Here is a 15,844-nt window from a genome sequence, read left to right on the forward strand (position 1 = left end):
CCGCTCGTGGCGGTGGAGGTGGTTCACAAAGCCTTACAAGCAGACAGACCGTCGAGGGATCGACATCCTGCGGCCTGTGGGGAGCGGGCCTCATTGCCCGCAGCGCTAACGGCTCATGCCCCATGCCGAGGGGCTCGAAACCGCCGCCTTACGGCTACTTATGTGCCGCGTTGCATAGTGTCTCACTGGAGAGGCGGATCGGGCTATTGGACGTTCGTCACAAGACCTTCGTCGGTTTGTCAACGGTACGGCAACGGTACGGCGAAGCCCCCTCGATCGCCTGTCGAGAGGGCTGACCTGCGGCGATCCATGCGGGTCAGACGACCGCGCCGAACAGGGCGCCGAGGCCGTAGGTGACGGCCGCCGCCGCGCCACCGAGGGCGAGCTGTCGCAGACCGCTGTACCACCAACTGCGGGCGGTCACCCGGGCCACCAGGGCGCCGCATGCGAACAGCCCGAGCAGCGCCAGCAGCACGGCCGGCCACAGGGCGGTCGCCCCGAGCAGGTACGGCAGCACGGGCAGCAGCGCGCCGAGCGCGAACGACCCGAAGGAGGACACGGCGGCCACCATCGGCGAGGGCAGGTCGTCCGGGTCGATGCCGAGCTCCTCGCGGGCGTGGATCTCCAGCGCCTGCTCCGGGTCCTTCGACAGCTGCATGGCCACCTCACGGGCCAGCGGCGGCTCGACGCCACGCGCCACGTACAGCGCGGCGAGCTCCTCCATCTCGTCCACCGGGTGCTTGCGCAACTGGTGGCGCTCCACGTCCAGTTCCGCCTGGACGAGTTCGCGCTGCGAGGCCACGGAGGTGTACTCGCCGGCCGCCATGGAGAACGCGCCGGCCGCGAGCCCCGCCAGTCCCGTGATGACGATGGTCTGCTGGGACACCGCGCCGCCGGCCACACCGGTCATGAGCGCGAGGTTGGACACGAGACCGTCCATCGCGCCGAAGACGGCGGGGCGCAGCCAGCCGCCGTTCACATCGCGGTGGGTGTGATTGTCCCGGTGCGCCTCGTGAAGCGTCGCCTCGGTCTCGATGATGGACACAGCTCTCCCCTTACGCCTTGCGTACAGCAGCGGGTCCGGGTGACCCCGCTCCCCCCGACACGCTCGAAAATACGCGCCATGTAAGGGGCGCGCCAGCAAGGCAGGCTTTACTTACCCAGGGCGGCGGGGCGGCTGTTGCCGGGAGATGCCCGGGCCCCGGGCGGCTGTTCCCGGGGGCAGCGTGCGGCTGTTCGCGGGGGCGCCGGGCGGCTGTTGCCGGGGGCGTTCCCGGGGCCCCGGGCGGCTGCGGCAGGCGGGTGACAGGGATCCCCGCGCCGACAGCCCGGCTCGTCTCCGTGGCACACATCCAGGAATCGGATCGGTGCGCACGGAAGGGCCACGCCGATGGAGCCGACGGAGCCGATCGCCCGCGATCCCGCCTCCCTCGCCGACGCGGAGGTGCTGCTCGACCGCGCGCGGGGCGCGCTGCTGGGACTGGCCGTCGGCGACGCGCTCGGGGCCCCCGCCGAGAACATGCGGCCTTCCGAGATCCGCCGCCGCTGGGGCCGTATCGAGGGGTTCGTCAGCGACGACCCCGTCGGCACGGACGACACCGAGTACGCGATCTTCTCCGGGCTGCTGCTCGCCCGGCACGGCTCGGCCCTGACCGTCTCACATGTCGAGAAGGCGTGGCACCGCTGGATCGCCGACCTCGACGAGGGACCGTTCCGCGGCGCGGGCTTCAGCGAGCGCGGCACGCTGGAGAACCTCCGCCGCGGCCTGGCCGCCCCCATCTCGGCCCAGCACCGGCACGCCTGGAGCGACGGCCTGGCCATGCGGGCGGCCCCCTTCGGCGTCTTCGCGGCGGGGCGCCCGGCGGAGGCGGCGCGGCTGGTCGCGATCGACGGCACGGTGAGCCACGAGGGCGAGGGGATCTACGGGGGCCAGGCGGTCGCGGCGGGCGTCGCGGCGGCGATGTCGGGCGCCGGGCCCGCCTCGGTCATCGCGGCCGCACTGTCGGTCGTACCGATGGACTCCTGGACCGCCCGCTCGATGCGCCGCGCGGTCGTCGCGGCCCAGCGCGTCCAGCCCGACCCGCTCGTCCGGGAGCGGACCGTCCGCTCGGCGGTGGTCATCGGCGGCTACCCGTGGACGGACCTGGCCCCGGAGGCGGTCGGCCTCGCCTTCGGCGCCTTCGCGGCGGCCCGCGGCGACTTCCGTACGTCGGTCCTCACGGCCGTCAACATGGGCCGGGACGCCGACACGACCGCCGCGGTGGCGGGCGCCCTGGCCGGCGCGATGTCCGGGGCGACGTCCATCCCCCCGGACTGGGCGGCCGCCATCGGCCCCGTACGCGGCAGCTGCCTGCCCTCGATGCGCGGCTACCACGTCCTGGACGTCGCGGAGCTGCTCACCCCGTACGACGATACGGAGGCCCCTTGATGCGCCCTCGCCCCGTCCCCGGTCCCGGGGCCGCAGCCGCCGCCGACCCCGCCGACCCCGCAGGACGCGCCGGTCCCGCGGCCGGAGCCCCGGAGCAGACCCTCGGGCACGGGCCCCTGGCCCCGAGGGCCCAGGCCTTCGACGGGGCCGGGGAGCCCCCGGCTCCGGCCCCGTCCCCGGAAGGCGGTGGGGGTCCCGGCACGCCGCCGGACGCAGGGCGAGGCATGGGGGAAGAGGCGCCCCGCCCGACCGGCGACCGGGCACCCACCGGACCCCGGGGCCCCTGGGCCCCGCCGCCGGAAAGCGGTACTCCGCCACAGGCCCAGGTCCGCACTCCGGCCGGCACCCGCCCGCGCCCCGGGGGTGGCGCCCCCACCGAACTGACGGGCACCGCACACCGCGCCGAGACCACCCGCCCCCGCGGGCCGCGCCGCATCGAGGGGCTCCTCCTCGGCCTCGCCGCCGGAGACGCCGCCGGGTGGCCCGCCGCCCGGCACCGCGCCGCGCGCATGCCCGAGTGGACCCGCCGCCTCACCCGCGAACTGGACACGTTCGCCGAGCAGAACGCCACGACCACCCTCCCCGTCCCGATCGCCCTCAACCAGCCTCCCGAACCCCTCCGCCTCGGCCCCTCCGACGACGCCGAGTGGGCGGTGTTCACCGCCGAGACCCTGCTGGCCGCAGCGAGCGGGCTCTTCCGCTCCCTTCCGCCCGCCCGCCGCATGTGCGCCGCGGTCGACCTGGCCTGGAACTCCCTCGCCGCCGAGATCGCCGCGGCCGCCGACCGCGCCCCCGAGGTCGAGTCCGCCGTCCTCCCCCTGCGCGCCCGCATCTCCGTACGCGCAGGCCTCGGCAACCTCGCCACCGGCCTGCGCCCGCCCGCCACCGGCCACGACAACCCGCACTACTTCGACGACGCCGCCTGCGTCCGCGCCGCCGTCCTCGCGGTCGCCCACCCCGGCGAACCCCGGGCCGCGGCCGAACTCGCCGAGTTCGACGCCCGCTACACCCAGGACGGCGACGGCGTGCACGGCGCCCGCGCCATGGCCGCCGCCGTCGCCGCGGCCCTCGGCGGGGCACCCGTCGACGACGCCGTGGGCGCCGCGCTCGGCCAGCTCCCGCCCACCACCGAGATCGGCCGCAACGCCCGGCACGCCACCCGGCTCGCCCGCGCCGCCGACAGCGCCTTCGCCCTCGTCCCGCTCCTGGAGCACCAGATCGTCGACCACGTCTACAGCTACGGCATCGCCGCCGCCGAGACCGTCCCGGTCGCCCTGGCCCTCGCCACCGCCGCCCGTGGCAAGGTCACCGAGGCGGTGCCGGCCGCCGCCTGCCTCTCCCGGGTCGCCGACTCCGCACCGGCCCTCGCCGGCGCCCTGACCGGCGCGCTCAGCGGCGGCGCCGGTGTGCCCGCCACCTGGCGCGAGGCCTGCCGCACCCTCGCGGGCTGCGCGCTCCCCCGGCTCAGGGGCACGGACCTGGTGGAACTCGCCGAGCAGCTGGCACACACGGAACTCGCCACCCCGGGTGGACAATTCCGACATGACGCCGAAACCTACACTCGAGGACCGGATCACCGGCAGCCTCGTCGGAGCAGCCGTCGGTGACGCGCTCGGCGGTGCGGTCGAGGGCTACACCCCCGACCAGATCGCCGAGCGCCACGGGGGCCGCGTCACCGGCATCGTCGGCCCCTGGCACGGCGACGAGTGGCACACCGCCCGCCCCATCGCCCCCTACCACAAGGGCGACGGACACGTCACCGACGACACCCTCATGACCCACGCGCTGATCCGGGTGTACGACACGGTCCGCGACCACCTCGACGCGTACGCCGTCGCCGACCACCTCGTACCCGACCTGATCTCCACCCCCCGCTGGATCCCCGAACTCGAAGCCGAGGCGCTGCCCCTCCAGCGGATCTTCCTCGCCGAGAAGTGGCTGGTGGCCCGCCTCCACTACGGCCACGTCGACCCGCGCGAGGCGGGCACCGGAAACATCGTCAACTGCGGTGCCGCGATGTACATGGCACCCGTCGGGCTCGTCAACGCCGCGAACCCGGCCGCCGCCTACGCCGAGGCCCTCGACGTCGCCGCTCCGCACCAGTCCTCGTACGGCCGTGAGGCGGCCGGCGTGTTCGCGGCGGCGGTCGCCGCGGCCTGCCTGCCCGGCGCGACGCCCGCCTCCGTCGTCGACGCGGCGGTCGAACTCGCCAAGGACGGCACCCGATCGGCCATCGAGGCGGTCTGCGAAGTGGCGTCGCACCACACGGACTTCGAGTCCGCCCTGCGTCCTCTCCGCGAGGCGGTCGCCCCCTTCGACACGGTCGGCCCCGACTACCGCTCCCCCTCCCTCGGCGCACGTCGTCCGTCCCGGCTGCACGCCATCGAGGAACTCCCGATCGCTCTCGGCATGCTGCTGGTCGGCGAGGGCGACTACCGCCGTACGGTGCTGGGCGCCGTCAACTACGGCCGCGACTGCGACTCGATCGCCACCATGGCGGGCGCGATCGCGGGCGCACTGCACGGGGAGGCGGCGGTGCCCGCCACCTGGGCGAAACAGGTCGCCGAGGCCAGCCGCCTCGACCTGCACGCCCCGGCGGCCGTGCTGGCCGACGTCGCCCACGAGGTCTTCATGCGGGACACGGCCCGCCGCCGCGCCCACGAGCAGGCGTTCGTCGCCCTCTCCCCCGCCCCCGGGGTGCCCCGGTGAACGTGCGCCTCACCTGGGTCCAGCCCGAGGACCTGATCGGCCACGAGTTGCGCCAGGCCGCGGAGGACGGCCGTGACGCCTCGGCCGCCCGGGCCCGCTGGCGCGCCGCGGGCGGCGCCCCCGCCCCCGCGACGGCAGGCGCCTCACCCACGCCCGCACCCCCGCACCTCCGGGCCCTCGCGGAACGCCTCCTGGACGAACTGGCCGCCCTCCCCTCCCCGTTGTCCCCCGCCGAACCCACCTCCCTCCCCCACATCAGACGCCTCTGCCCCCACTGGCCCGCCACCGGGGCGGACGCCCCACCCGCCGCACGAACACCGGACGCCCCGCACCGGCCGCCGCCCGGCGGACGACCCCCGGCCGCCACGGCACCCGGCGCGCAGGGCGCTCCCGACAACGGCACCGGTCACGGCCACGGCCACGGCCACGGCGCCGGTCACCGCCCCAGTACCGGTTACGGCCCCAGTGCCGGTCACCGCCCCGGCACTGGTCACGGCCCCGGCGCCGGTACCGGCCCGGCCTCCTCCGCACGCACCACCGGGCCCGGCCCGGCCGGGCACCCGCCCGCACCGGTGGCCGTCGCGCCCGGGGCGGCCGCGCGGCTGCACGCCGCGTGGCTGGGGCGGGCCGCCGGGTGTCTCCTCGGCAAGCCCGTCGAGAAGTTGCCCCTCTCCGCCATCCGGGCCCTCGCCCGCGCCACCGGGAACTGGCCGCTCACCTCCTGGTTCACCGCCAGGGGCGTACCCCCGACACTCGCCGCCGCCCACCCCTGGAACCGCCGCTCCGCCGCCACCTCGCTCGCGGAGAACATCGACGGCATGCCCGAGGACGACGACCTCAACTACCCCCTCCTCAACCTGCTGCTCCTCCAGCGGTACGGCCCCGGTTTCCGCACCGCCGACGTCGCCCGCCTCTGGCTGGACGAACTCCCCGCCGCCCGCACCTTCACCGCCGAGCGCGTCGCCTACCGCAACCTCCTCTCCGGCCTCGAACCACCGCTCACCGCCTCCCACCGCAACCCGTTCCGCGAGTGGATCGGCGCCCAGATCCGCGCGGACGTCCACGGCTGGACCCACCCCGGTGACCCGGCCGCCGCCGCGGAACAGGCCCACCGGGACGCGACCCTCAGCCACACCGCCAACGGCGTGTACGGCGCGATGTTCACCGCGGCCGTCATCGCGACCGCCGCCTCCGGAACCGCCGACGTCCACCAGGCACTGGCGGCCGGGCTGACCGTCGTCCCGCCCGACTCACGCCTGGCCCGCGCGGTCCGTTTCGGCATCGCGACGGCCCGCGCCCACACCGACTTCGACACCGTCGTCGACCGCCTCCACGCCGCGTACGGCTCCTACCACTGGGTACACGTCGTCCCGAACACCGCCCTCCTCGCCGCCGCGCTCACCCACGCCGACGGCGACTTCTCCCTCTCCATCTGCCGTGCCGTCTCCGGCGGCTGGGACACCGATTCCAACGGCGCCACCGCCGGCTGTGTCGCCGGTCTCCTGGCCGGCCACCCCGACCGCATCCCCGACCGCTGGACCTCCCCCCTCAAGAACCGCCTCGCCACCTCCGTCCCCACCTTCGACGGCATCGGCTTCGACGCCCTCGCCGCCCTCACCCACCGGCTCACACACCAGGAGGCACACCGCCCATGACCCATATCGTGGTGCTCGGCAGCACCAACATGGACCTCGTCGCCTATGTGGGCCGTGCCCCCAAGCTCGGCGAGACCGTCACGGGACGCGAGTTCCGGACGATCCCCGGCGGCAAGGGTGCCAACCAGGCCGTCGCCGCGGCCCGCGCGGGGGCCGAGGTGTCGATGATCGGCGCCGTCGGCTCCGACGAATTCGGCACCCGGCTCCGGTCCGGCCTCACCGCCGCCGGTATCGACACCGACCTCCTCCGCACCGTCGACGGCCCCTCGGGCACCGCCCACATCGTCGTCGACGACGAGGGCAGCAACGCGATCGTCGTCATTCCCGGCGCCAACGGCACCGTCACCTCCCTCTCACCCGGCGACGAAACGCTCATCGCCACCGCCTACGCCCTGCTACTCCAACTGGAACTCCCCCTCTCCGCCGTCACCGCCGGCGCCGAAGCCGCCCGCCGCCACGGCGTCCGCACGATCCTCACTCCCGCCCCCGCCCAGCCCCTGCCTCCCGAACTGCTCGCCGCCACCGACCTGCTGGTGCCCAACGAGCACGAGGCGGCGACCCTCACCGGCCTCGCCGACCCGCACGCGGCCGCCGAGGAACTGCTCCGCCAGGTACCCGAGGTCGTCATCACCCTCGGCGCGGCCGGCAGCCTCTACGCGGCCCGCGGCGCGGACCCGGTCACCGTCCCCGCCTCTCGGGTCCGGGCCGTCGACACCACCGCCGCGGGCGACACCTTCGTCGGTGCCCTGGCCGTGGCACTCGGCGAAGGCAGGCCCGTACCGGACGCCCTCGGCTGGGCGTCATCGGCCGCGGCACTGTCCGTCCAGCGCCCCGGCGCCACGTCCTCGATGCCGTACCGCACGGAGATCGACGCCGTATGACCACCACACCTCCCCTCCACGGACTGCGCGTCCTCGACCTCGCCACCCTCTTCGCGGGCCCCCTGGCGGCGACCATGCTCGGCGACTTCGGCGCCGACGTCATCAAGGTCGAGCACCCCCGCAAGCCCGACCCGTCCCGGGGCCACGGCCCCGCCAAGAACGGCGTCGGACTCTGGTGGAAGCTGCTCGGCCGCAACAAACGCACCATCACCCTCGACCTGTCCACCCCCGGAGGCCGCGCCACCCTCCTCCGTCTCGCCACCAGCGCCGACGTGGTCGTCGAGAACTTCCGCCCCGGCACCCTGGAGAAGTGGGGCCTCGGCTGGTCCGAGCTCTCCGCCGCCAACGACCGGCTGGTCCTGGCCCGCGTCACGGGCTTCGGCCAGTACGGCCCCTACGCCCGCCGCCCCGGCTTCGGGACGCTCGCCGAGGCCATGAGCGGCTTCGCGGCGATCACCGGCGAGCCCGACGGCCCGCCCACACTCCCTCCCTTCGGCCTCGCCGACTCCATCGCGGCCCTGGCCACCGCCTACGCCGTGATGACCGCCCTCCACGCCCGCGCCACCACCGGCCACGGCCAGGTCATCGACATGGCGATCATCGAACCGATCCTCACGGTCCTCGGCCCGCAACCGCTCTGGTACGACCAACTCGGCTACGTCCAGCCGCGCACCGGCAACCGCTCCCGCAACAACGCCCCCCGCAACACCTACCGCACCGCCGACGGCAAGTGGCTGGCCGTCTCCACCTCCGCCCAGTCCATCGCGGAGCGCGTGATGCGCCTCGTCGGCCGCCCCGACCTGATCACCGAGCCCTGGTTCGCCGAAGGCACCACCCGCGCCCAGCACACGGACATCCTCGACGAGGCGGTCGGCAGCTGGATCGCGCGGCACACCCGGGACGAGGCCATGGCGGCGTTCGAGAAGGCCGAGGCCGCGATCGCACCGATCTACGACGTCCGCGACGTCATGGCCGACCCCCAGTACCAGGCGCTCGACACGGTCACCGAAGTCCCCGACCCCGACCTCGGCCCCATCCGTATGCAGAACGTCCTCTTCCGCCTCTCCGAGACCCCCGGCTCCATCCGCTGGACCGGCCGCCCCCACGGCGCCGACACCGACGCCGTCCTCACCGAACTCGGCCTGACCAGCGCCGAGATCACCGCCCTGCGCTCCGAGGGAGCGCTATGACCTCCGGCTCCGCGACCCCCCTCACCTGGCTGTACGCCCCCGGCGACCGCCCGGACGTCGTCGCCAAGGCCCTCGTGTCGGGCGCCGACGTCGTGATCGTCGACCTGGAGGACGCGGTCCCCCCGGACCGCAAGGCGTACGCCCTCGCCGCCACGACCGACCTGCTCTCCTCGCCCCACCCCGTACCGATCCATGTCCGCCTCCCCAGCGCGCACGACACCACGGCGATCGCGGCCCTGGCCCCCCTGCCCGGCCTCGCCGCACTGCGTATCCCCAAGGTGACACACGGCACTGACATCCAGCGGGTCGCGGCCCTCGCCCCCGGCGTCCCGCTGCACGCGCTGCTCGAATCCGCCCTCGCCATCGAGCACGCCCACACCATCGCCACCGCCCACCCGGCCGTCCGCGGCATCGCCATGGGCGAGGCGGACCTCCGCGCCGACCTGGGCGTACGCGACGACCGTGGCCTCGACTGGTCGCGCAGCCGCGTCGTGGTCGCCGCCCGCGCCGCGCGACTCCCCCCGCCCGCGCAGTCCGTCCACCCGGACATCCGCGACCTCGACGGCCTCGTCGCGTCGTGCGCCCACGGCCGCGCGCTGGGGTTCCTGGGCCGTGCGGCGATCCACCCCCGCCAGCTGCCGGTCATCGAGCAGGCGTACCTCCCGACCCCTGAGGAGGTCGCGGCGGCGGAGGAGATCGTCAAGGCGGCCGCCACCGACGCCGGCGCGCTGGCCCTTCCGGACGGCCGCTTCGTCGACGCGGCGGTCGTCGCGGCCGCCCACCGCACCCTGTCCCTCGCCAGGACCCACCACGGGTGAGACACGGTGAGACACGGATGAGACGTGGATGAGAGGTGGATGAGAACGAAGCGGCCGCCGGGACCTTCCGGTCCCGACGGCCGCCTCACACCACGGACGAGTCAGCTCTTCTCCGCCGACTCCGGTTTCGCATCCGTAGGGGCACCGCGCTTACCCGCGCCCGCCCCACCGACGGGGCCCGCCGAGTCCGCCACGCCCGACTTCGCCACGCCCGGCTGCGCCGCATCCGCCTTCGCCGCATCCGCGAGCACCGCCGGTTCCACGACCTCCTCGCGCCCCGGTCGCACCCGCGACGAGACGACGATATACGCCACGGCCAGCAGGAACACCACGATCGCGGTCCAGACGTTCAACCGGAGGCCGAGGATGTGGTGCGCCTCGTCGACGCGCATGTACTCGATCCAGCCGCGTCCCGCGCAGTACGCCGCGACGTACAGCGCGAACGCCCGGCCGTGGCCCAGCCTGAACCGGCGGTCCGCCCAGATCACCAGCAGGGCGACACCGACGCACCACAGCGACTCGTACAGGAAGGTCGGGTGGTAGAGCCCGGCCTCGCGGTTGTCGCCCGCGCTGATCTCCAGCGCCCACGGCAGGTCGGTGGGCCTGCCGTACAGCTCCTGGTTGAACCAGTTGCCCCAGCGCCCGATGGCCTGGGCGAAGGCGATGCCGGGCGCGATGGCGTCCGCGTACGCCGGCAGCGGGATGCCTCGGCGTCGGCAGCCGATCCAGGCGCCCACCGCGCCGAGCGCGATGGCGCCCCAGATCCCGAGGCCGCCCTCCCAGATCTTGAAGGCGTCGACCCAGTTCTCACCCTCGCTGAAGTACAGCTGGTAGTCGGTGATCACGTGGTAGAGCCGGCCGCCGACGAGGCCGAAGGGCACCGCCCAGACGGCGATGTCGGCCACGGTGCCGGCTTTGCCGCCCCGGGCGAGCCAGCGCTTGTTGCCGTACCAGACGGCGACGAAGACACCGATGATGATGCAGAAGGCATAGCCGCGCAGCGGGACCGGTCCGAGGTGGAGCACACCGGTCGACGGGCTGGGAATGTAGGCAAGGTCCATGGCAGGACCGACGCTACCTTGCCGGGCGGGAGACAGGGCAACCCGCCCGGCAAAGAGTGCATAACAGCGCGGGCGCCCCGCTCAGCCCGCCGTGGGACTGGCGGGGGCCGAGGGCGCGGGCGGGGACGGGAACGCCGTGCCCGGCTTCTTGCCCTTGTTCGCCTCGGCCACCCACTTCTTCAGGTTCTCGATGGAGATCTGTTCCTTGCCCTTGGTCGGGAAGATCGATTCTCCGTTGAGCAGCACGGTCGGCGTGCCGCGGAAGTCACCGCTGCGGAAGGCCTCGTTGGACTTGTTCACCCAGCTGTCGTGCGTGCCCTCCGAGACGCAGGAGCGGAAGGCGGGGGTGTCCAGGCCGGGCACCTTCGCCGCCAGCTCGAAGAGCTTGGCGTCCCTGGCGAAGGCGTCGTCCGGCTCCGGGGGCTGGTTCTGGTAGAGCACGTCGTGGTACGGGACGAACTTGCCGGCGTCCTGGGCGCATGCCGCGGCGTTCGCCGCGTTGAGCGAGCCGCTGCCGCCCATGTTGCCGTCGATGATCGTGGCGAGGTGGTACTCGACCTTGATCTGACCGGAGTCGGTCAGCTGGTGGATGGTGTCCCGGACGGCGTTCTCGAACTGGGCGCAGGCCGGGCAGCGGAAGTCCTCCCAGATCGTGAGCGTGGACGGGGCGTCGGTGGCGCCGACCGGGATGGCCAGCCGGTCCTTGCCCGTCGCGCCGGTCGGGGCGGCGACGGGGCCGGAGCCGGAGCCGTCGCCCTTGTCGCCGGTGTTGGCGGCGATGAGCCCGGCGACCGCGGCCAGCCCGAGCACGCCGACGACGGCCGCCGCGACGATCAGCGTGCGTCTGCGCTTGTCGCGGGCCTTCTGCCGCTCGCGTTCCTCCTGGAGCCGTTCCCGCGCGCTCCGCTTCCCTGCACTGTTCTTCTCGCTCACGCCCACAGCAACGAACCGGGGAGGCGCCCGCGCGCCTCCCCGGTCCAGATCCACCCGTACGAGCTACGAACCCCTGGGGGAGCGCCGCACTCCACGGGCGAGTTCGCCCGCCAGTTCCCGTACGGCGGCGAGGCCGGCAGCGTGGTCGTCGGCATCGAGCATCCGCTTGACGAAGGCGGAGCCGACGATGACGCCGTCGGCGAAGGAGGCGACCTCGGCGGCCTGCTCGGCGTTGGAGACGCCGAGCCCGACGCAGACCGGAAGGTCGGAGGTGGCACGGGTGCGCCGCACCAGGTCGGCCGCCTGCTCGCCGACCGACTCGCGCGTGCCGGTGACGCCCATCAGGGAGGCGGCGTACACGAAGCCGGAGCCGGCCTTGGTGATGGTGGCGAGCCGCTCGTCCTTGCTGCTGGGCGCGACGACGAAGACGGTCGCCAGGCCGTGCTTCTCGGCGTGCTCGCGCCATACGGCGGACTCCTGGACCGGCAGGTCGGGCAGGATGCAGCCGGCACCGCCCGCCTCCGCGAGTTCGGCGGTGAAGCGTTCGATGCCGTACCGGTCGATGGGGTTCCAGTACGTCATGACGAGGACCGGCTTGCCGGTGGCCTCGTGCGCCTCGCGGACCGTGCGCATCACGTCGGCGATCCTGACGCCGCCGCGCAGCGCGATGTCGTCGGCGGTCTGGATGACCGGGCCGTCCAGGACCGGGTCGCTGTGGGGCAGGCCGACCTCGACGACGTCGGCGCCACCGTCGAAGACGGCCTTGATGGCCTCGATCCCGCCGTCGACCGTGGGGAATCCGGCCGGGAGGTAGGCGATGAGCGCGGCCCGGTTCTCGGACTTGGCCTGCTCCAGGGTGTCGCTGAGGAGGTGGATGTTGCCGCTCACTTGGTTCCCCCCTGGATCTCGGTGTCGGTCTGGATCTCGGCGGCGCCGTCGTCGGCGGAGGCGTCGGCCTCGACCGGGGCGGCGTCGGTGCCGTACAGGCCGAAGTAGCGCGCGGCGGTGTCCATGTCCTTGTCGCCGCGGCCGGAGAGGTTGACCACGATGAGGCCGTCCTCGCCGAGCTCCCGGCCGAGCTCCAGGGCGCCGGCCAGCGCGTGGGCCGACTCGATGGCCGGGATGATGCCCTCCGTACGGGACAGCAGGCGCAGGGCCTGCATGGCCGCGTCGTCGGTCACCGCACGGTACTCGCCACGACCGCTGTCCTTGAGGTACGAGTGCTCCGGGCCGATGCCCGGGTAGTCGAGGCCGGCGGAGATCGAGTACGGCTCGGTGATCTGGCCCTCGTCGTCCTGGAGGACGTACGACCGCGAGCCGTGCAGGATGCCGGGCTCGCCGGCGGTGAGCGTGGCCGCGTGCTCGCCGGTCTCGACGCCGTGTCCGGCGGGCTCGCAGCCGACCAGGCGTACGCCGGTGTCCTGGATGAACGCGTGGAAGAGACCGATGGCGTTGGAGCCGCCGCCGACGCAGGCGACGGCCGCGTCGGGCAGCCGGCCGGCCCGCTGGAGGATCTGGCGGCGGGCCTCGACGCCTATGACGCGGTGGAAGTCGCGCACCATGGCGGGGAAGGGGTGCGGTCCGGCGACCGTGCCGAAGAGGTAGTGGGTGCGGTCGACGTTGGCGACCCAGTCGCGGAACGCCTCGTTGATGGCGTCCTTGAGGGTGCGACTGCCGGACTTGACCGGGATGACCTCGGCGCCGAGCATCCGCATCCGGGCGACGTTCAGCGCCTGGCGCTGGGTGTCGATCTCGCCCATGTAGATGGTGCATTCAAGGCCGAACAGGGCACAGGCGGTGGCGGTGGCGACACCGTGCTGTCCGGCGCCGGTCTCGGCGATGACCCGGGTCTTGCCCATGCGCTTGGTGAGCAGGGCCTGACCGAGCACGTTGTTGATCTTGTGCGAGCCGGTGTGGTTCAGGTCCTCGCGCTTGAGGAAGACCCGGGCGCCGCCCGCATGCTGAGCGAAGCGCGGCACCTCGGTCAGCGCGCTGGGCCGGCCGGTGTAGTTGACCAGCAGGTCGTCGAGCTCGGCCGCGAACGCGGGGTCGTTCTTGGCCTTGTCGTACTCGACGGCGACCTCGTCGACCGCGGCGACGAGGGCCTCGGGGATGAACTTGCCGCCATAGGCGCCGAAGTAGCCCTCGGCGCTCGGGACCTGGCCCTCGGGATCGGGAATGAAGAACTCGCTGGGCATTGCGACATGCTCCTCTACGGGGGCGGCTGCGCCCCCGGATGTCTCGGCTTGACGGTGGTCACGGTATGCGCCGACGCCACCGGTCGACCGCTGTCCCGCCCGTCGTCACGTCCGCGTCGGGCGGCACGGAGGGCGGTGGGTCAGCGGTGGCGGAGGCGCGCGGTGCGCGCGCGCCATCGCATGCCGTTGACCTGGCCGGGCTCGTCGCCGATGACATAGCGGACGCGGCGCCCGTGCACGCGCCGCGCAGGGGCACGGCAGCCGCGCGGGCGGCAGCCCCGGGCGAGCCGGGCGTACGGGTCCCGGGACGCCGTGGCGTCCGCCGGGACGGTCAGGTACGCGGGTGTGGTGCCCGGGCCGGGCCGGTCGAGGGGGCGCACACCGAGGGCGGCTCCGGGACCGGGGCGGGCGCCGGTGGAGTCGTCCGCCGTGGAGCCCCGGTACGCGCGCGTGGAGGCGTCGGTCTCGGGGGCCCGGTACGCGCGCGGGGCGTCAGCCGGGCACGCGCGCGTGGTCGCGGGCGACGGCTGCGCCGGGCGCGGGGGCGTCCGGTGCGGCGTCGCGGCGGCGACGGGGCGGGCGGCGGCGGACATGGGGAGGGCTCAGCCCCGTCCGTGCCGGAGGGCCGGGTGGGCGCCGGCGGCGACCAGGTCGGCCACCGCGGACTTGGGGTCGCGTCCGGTGACCAGGGATTCGCCGACGAGGACGGCGTCGGCACCGGCGTTGGCGTACGCGATCAGGTCGTGCGGCCCGCGGATGCCGGACTCGGCGACCTTCACGATGCCGGAGGGGATCTCGGGGCCGACCCGCTCGAAGGTGGAGCGGTCCACCTTGAGGGTCTTCAGGTTGCGCGCGTTGACGCCGATGACACGGGCGCCCGCGTCGACGGCCCGCTCGGCCTCTTCCTCGTCGTGCACCTCGACCAGCGGGGTGAGTCCGATGGACTCGGCCCGCTCGATCAGCGACTCCAGAGCGGACTGCTCCAGGGCCGCGACGATCAGGAGGGCGAGGTCGGCGCCGTACGCCCTGGCCTCCCAGAGCTGGTAGGCGGTGACGATGAAGTCCTTGCGCAGGACGGGGATGTCGACCTTGGCGCGGACCGCTTCGAGATCGGCGAGTGAGCCGCCGAAGCGCCGCTGCTCGGTCAGTACGGAGATGACGGCGGCACCGCCCGCTTCGTAGTCCGCGGCGAGCCCCGCGGGGTCCGCGATCGCGGCGAGCGCGCCCTTGGAGGGGCTGGAACGCTTCACCTCGCAGATGACCTTGACGCCGTCGCCGCGCAGCGCGGCCGCGCCGTCCTTGGCCTGGGGCGCCTTCGACGCCCGCTCCTTGAGCTCGTCGAGGGAGACCCGCGCCTGTCGCTCTGCGAGGTCGGCGCGAACGCCTTCGATGATCTCGTCGAGCACACTCACGCGAGAGGCCCCCTTCCAGGACGGTGATGTTGGATCAGGATCAGTCACCTTGATGGTATCCGCACCGGGGCCCAGAGTCCTCATCCGGCCGACCCCACCGCTGCGACCTGCGGCTTCATGGAGCGAGTGCAGAGCCGAACGGAAAGTTCCGGACGACGCCGAAAATCGCGAGCAGGGCGCCCGCCGACCACCACCAGACGGGCCCGAGGGTGATCTGTACGGGCAGCCCCCGGACGGCCCGCACCAGCCAGAACACGATCGCCACCGCGAAGACCACGTACCCGGCCACGGCGAACGCGTTCGCCTCCAGGGCGGTGAGCAGATCGCCGTGGATGAAGGCGTGGGCGCTGCGCAGGCCACCGCAGCCGGGGCACAGGAGCCCGGTGAAGCGGAGCAGCGGGCAGACGGGGTAGTGCCCGGGCTCGTTGGGGTCGACCGCGCCGACGTACGCGAAGGCCGCCGCGACGAGGACATCCAGGAGTTCTGGGTAGCGGAACGCGACGAGGACGGCACTGTGGTCGGCTGTGGAGCACTGCATGTGATGTGGGAAGACCTCGCC

Annotated in this window: 15 protein-coding genes; 7 read left to right on the forward strand and 8 right to left on the reverse strand. The window is 73.9% G+C overall.

Annotated features, from left to right (window positions below):
• Positions 1-316: 316 nt before the first annotated feature.
• Positions 317-1,045, reverse strand: a complete 729-nt coding sequence (locus tag ABT360_RS28840) for a VIT1/CCC1 transporter family protein (RefSeq protein ID WP_351822705.1) — start codon at positions 1,043-1,045, stop codon at positions 317-319.
• Positions 1,046-1,390: 345 nt separating this feature from the next.
• Between ABT360_RS28840 and ABT360_RS28845 the strand changes: the two genes are divergently transcribed.
• The 7 genes from ABT360_RS28845 (at position 1,391) to ABT360_RS28875 (ending at position 9,681) form a co-directional block, all read left to right on the forward strand.
• Positions 1,391-2,428 (forward strand): ADP-ribosylglycohydrolase family protein, encoded by a 1,038-nt coding sequence (locus ABT360_RS28845; protein WP_351822708.1) that lies wholly within the window; start codon positions 1,391-1,393, stop codon positions 2,426-2,428.
• A 224-nt stretch (positions 2,429-2,652) separates the two neighbouring features.
• The gene (locus ABT360_RS28850; RefSeq protein WP_351822711.1) at positions 2,653-4,035 is read left to right on the forward strand and encodes an ADP-ribosylglycohydrolase family protein; all 1,383 of its coding nucleotides are present in this window, start codon (positions 2,653-2,655) and stop codon (positions 4,033-4,035) included.
• On the forward strand, positions 3,971-5,137 hold the full coding sequence (locus ABT360_RS28855; protein WP_351822714.1) for an ADP-ribosylglycohydrolase family protein: 1,167 nt from the start codon (positions 3,971-3,973) through the stop codon (positions 5,135-5,137). Before ABT360_RS28850 ends, ABT360_RS28855 begins: the two co-directional genes overlap by 65 nt.
• The gene (locus ABT360_RS28860; protein WP_351822717.1) at positions 5,134-6,792 is read left to right on the forward strand and encodes an ADP-ribosylglycohydrolase family protein; all 1,659 of its coding nucleotides are present in this window, start codon (positions 5,134-5,136) and stop codon (positions 6,790-6,792) included. The genes ABT360_RS28855 and ABT360_RS28860 overlap by 4 nt, the downstream gene beginning before the upstream one ends.
• Entirely contained in the window at positions 6,789-7,673 is an 885-nt protein-coding gene (rbsK, locus tag ABT360_RS28865) for a ribokinase (RefSeq protein WP_351822720.1), read from the forward strand. The genes ABT360_RS28860 and rbsK overlap by 4 nt, the downstream gene beginning before the upstream one ends.
• Entirely contained in the window at positions 7,670-8,863 is a 1,194-nt protein-coding gene (locus ABT360_RS28870; RefSeq protein WP_351822723.1) for a CaiB/BaiF CoA transferase family protein, read from the forward strand. Before rbsK ends, ABT360_RS28870 begins: the two co-directional genes overlap by 4 nt.
• Positions 8,860-9,681 carry an HpcH/HpaI aldolase/citrate lyase family protein gene (locus tag ABT360_RS28875; protein WP_351822726.1) on the forward strand — a complete coding sequence of 274 codons (822 nt, stop codon included), beginning with the start codon at positions 8,860-8,862 and terminating at the stop codon, positions 9,679-9,681. The genes ABT360_RS28870 and ABT360_RS28875 overlap by 4 nt, the downstream gene beginning before the upstream one ends.
• Positions 9,682-9,782: 101 nt before the next feature.
• Here ABT360_RS28875 and lgt read toward each other — a convergent pair whose 3' ends face one another.
• From lgt to ABT360_RS28910, 7 genes are all read right to left on the reverse strand, one after another.
• Entirely contained in the window at positions 9,783-10,742 is a 960-nt protein-coding gene (lgt, locus tag ABT360_RS28880; protein ID WP_351822729.1) for a prolipoprotein diacylglyceryl transferase, read from the reverse strand.
• 81 nt (positions 10,743-10,823) lie between these two features.
• The gene (locus ABT360_RS28885; protein ID WP_351822732.1) at positions 10,824-11,675 is read right to left on the reverse strand and encodes a DsbA family protein; all 852 of its coding nucleotides are present in this window, start codon (positions 11,673-11,675) and stop codon (positions 10,824-10,826) included.
• Between the two features lie 63 nt (positions 11,676-11,738).
• Positions 11,739-12,563 (reverse strand): tryptophan synthase subunit alpha, encoded by an 825-nt coding sequence (gene trpA, locus ABT360_RS28890; protein WP_351822735.1) that lies wholly within the window; start codon positions 12,561-12,563, stop codon positions 11,739-11,741.
• Complete coding sequence (gene trpB / locus ABT360_RS28895; RefSeq protein ID WP_351822738.1) at positions 12,560-13,873, reverse strand: tryptophan synthase subunit beta; 1,314 nt, start codon at positions 13,871-13,873, stop codon at positions 12,560-12,562. Before trpB ends, trpA begins: the two co-directional genes overlap by 4 nt.
• A 140-nt stretch (positions 13,874-14,013) precedes the next feature.
• Positions 14,014-14,466 carry a tryptophan biosynthesis modulator TrpM gene (gene trpM, locus ABT360_RS35440; RefSeq protein WP_444852343.1) on the reverse strand — a complete coding sequence of 151 codons (453 nt, stop codon included), beginning with the start codon at positions 14,464-14,466 and terminating at the stop codon, positions 14,014-14,016.
• A 9-nt stretch (positions 14,467-14,475) separates the two neighbouring features.
• The gene (trpC, locus tag ABT360_RS28905) at positions 14,476-15,285 is read right to left on the reverse strand and encodes an indole-3-glycerol phosphate synthase TrpC (RefSeq protein WP_351822741.1); all 810 of its coding nucleotides are present in this window, start codon (positions 15,283-15,285) and stop codon (positions 14,476-14,478) included.
• Positions 15,286-15,400: 115 nt separating this feature from the next.
• Positions 15,401-15,763: a DUF2752 domain-containing protein gene (locus tag ABT360_RS28910; protein WP_351822747.1), complete on the reverse strand. Its 363-nt coding sequence runs from the start codon at positions 15,761-15,763 to the stop codon at positions 15,401-15,403.
• Between the last annotated feature and the right edge of the window lie 81 nt (positions 15,764-15,844).

Origin of the sequence: Streptomyces sp. NPDC000229 (assembly GCF_040300825.1) — a bacterium.
GTDB lineage: Bacteria > Actinomycetota > Actinomycetes > Streptomycetales > Streptomycetaceae > Streptomyces.

What these genes read in the sequence shown, in the direction of transcription:
- ABT360_RS28845 (WP_351822708.1), top strand. Translation starts at nt 1,391, where the DNA reads ATGGAGCCGACGGAGCCGATCGCCCGCGATCCCGCCTCCCTCGCCGAC.
- ABT360_RS28850 (WP_351822711.1), top strand. Translation starts at nt 2,653, where the DNA reads ATGGGGGAAGAGGCGCCCCGCCCGACCGGCGACCGGGCACCCACCGGA.
- ABT360_RS28855 (WP_351822714.1), top strand. Translation starts at nt 3,971, where the DNA reads ATGACGCCGAAACCTACACTCGAGGACCGGATCACCGGCAGCCTCGTC.
- rbsK (WP_351822720.1), top strand. Translation starts at nt 6,789, where the DNA reads ATGACCCATATCGTGGTGCTCGGCAGCACCAACATGGACCTCGTCGCC.
- ABT360_RS28870 (WP_351822723.1), top strand. Translation starts at nt 7,670, where the DNA reads ATGACCACCACACCTCCCCTCCACGGACTGCGCGTCCTCGACCTCGCC.
- ABT360_RS28875 (WP_351822726.1), top strand. Translation starts at nt 8,860, where the DNA reads ATGACCTCCGGCTCCGCGACCCCCCTCACCTGGCTGTACGCCCCCGGC.
- lgt (WP_351822729.1), bottom strand. Translation starts at nt 10,742, where the DNA reads ATGGACCTTGCCTACATTCCCAGCCCGTCGACCGGTGTGCTCCACCTC.
- trpB (WP_351822738.1), bottom strand. Translation starts at nt 13,873, where the DNA reads ATGCCCAGCGAGTTCTTCATTCCCGATCCCGAGGGCCAGGTCCCGAGC.
- trpM (WP_444852343.1), bottom strand. Translation starts at nt 14,466, where the DNA reads ATGTCCGCCGCCGCCCGCCCCGTCGCCGCCGCGACGCCGCACCGGACG.